At 50.1% G+C, this 1,492-nt stretch carries 1 protein-coding gene; it reads right to left on the bottom strand.

The features are described 5' to 3' along the window. Positions 1 to 11: 11 nt before the first annotated feature. Complete coding sequence (locus tag ACGF49_RS24505; RefSeq protein ID WP_046973493.1) at positions 12 to 1,394, bottom strand: IS4 family transposase; 1,383 nt, start codon at positions 1,392 to 1,394, stop codon at positions 12 to 14. Positions 1,395 to 1,492: the final 98 nt, after the last annotated feature.

Genomic DNA, 1,492 nt, shown 5'->3' with positions numbered 1-1,492 from the left:
CTGTCTCTTGATCAGATCTCCAAATCAACTGATTTAGCCAGCAAATAGCCGTCTATCAGGGTTTGCAGCCGAAACCAACCTTCCCAAAGTCGTTCCCATCCGACTCGACCCGTGCGTTTGGAATCGTACCAGCCGGCCAGTTTTCCCAGATTGATGAAGGCCCAATGCAAGCTCGGGGCTTTTTTCGGCACACGGCATTTTTCTTGTTTTGACCACAGTAATTTCCACGCCAGGGGGCTTAATACTGTCTCACAGCTCTCTTTCTCTGCTTCTTCTTTGTTCAGACCCTTAAAACGCAGCTGGTGTATCCGTACCGCAATAAAGGCCAGCAGCACTATCATCCGCTCCAGATTATCTTTGCTTTGCATACGCAGCGCTTCTACCTGCGTGCCGCCCGTTTTCCACGCTTTGTGAAATTCTTCTATCAGCCAGCGGCGCTCGTAATAACTGAATATTTTATGGGCGTCTTCCTGACTGTTGACGGGTTCGGAGGTCAGAAGATGCCAGCAAAGCCCATCCTCCGGACCTTTTTCGTAGCAACCGACATAAAATATCCGCACCGCTTCACCGCTTTTTCCTTCGGGGATTTTCAACGTCACTTCGGCATAACGGATATCACAATGCGCGACACGCGCCTGACGCCCGCCTTTCTGTCTGATCTGAACTAATCGTTCTCCAGCACTCTGTAACTGGCTGATAAAGTCATAAAGTTTATCCTGACTTTCCTCAATACGCCGGTTTTGCATCGAACGGATGACGAAACGGTGTTTTTGGCTCGTTTTATAACGCAGATATTCAATGATATCGGCTTCACGGTCACAGACAGAAATCACGTTGGCCATCTGCTCCCCTAACCGGCTGTCGACGGCTTGTGAGGCCCGTTCCCACTTATAACTCTCTTTCCCTTCATAAGGGCGTGTGTCGCGTTGTCGGCTTTTGCCATAATCACTGACATCTCGACACCAGCGCTGTTGCTCTATCAACCCCACGACCTGTTGTTCTTCAGGCGCAAATAACAACACCGAGTGTACCTGCATGCCCCGGGATTTTTCCGTCGAGGTGGTATAGCCGAGTTCATCGGCGACCGACGCGTGGGAAAATGACAGGGTTGTCGTGTCTTCCAGCGCTAACAGGCAACGATAACGTTGAGCGTGAGCGACGGTGGCGGTAAATCCGGCTTCGGCGATGGCCTGAGGCGCAATGGCGGAATTTCGGGTCAGTCGGTAGGCCGCTTCAACATCGGCAGGAGAGTCAAGAGATTGCACGAGCGATTGTCCTATATGGTTAGCCAACGAACAGGCCACTTTCACCAGGCGGTTGGTACGGCGTTTATCACCTAATTCCGCATGTTGAAACGTGTCATTTGCCCATTGTTCAGCGCAGGTTGAAAACATAAAGATTACCTCAAGTCGTGTTTGTTATTGAGATCAATCTATGAGGAAAAAGTTCAATAACGAGGGGGCAGGTTAAAATATTTGTGTAGGAAAGACAG

The sequence above is a fragment of the Photorhabdus sp. RM96S genome, from assembly GCF_042879335.1.
Classification (GTDB): Bacteria; Pseudomonadota; Gammaproteobacteria; order Enterobacterales; family Enterobacteriaceae; genus Photorhabdus; species Photorhabdus kayaii.
This window is presented reverse-complemented; position numbering and strand designations above follow the sequence as displayed.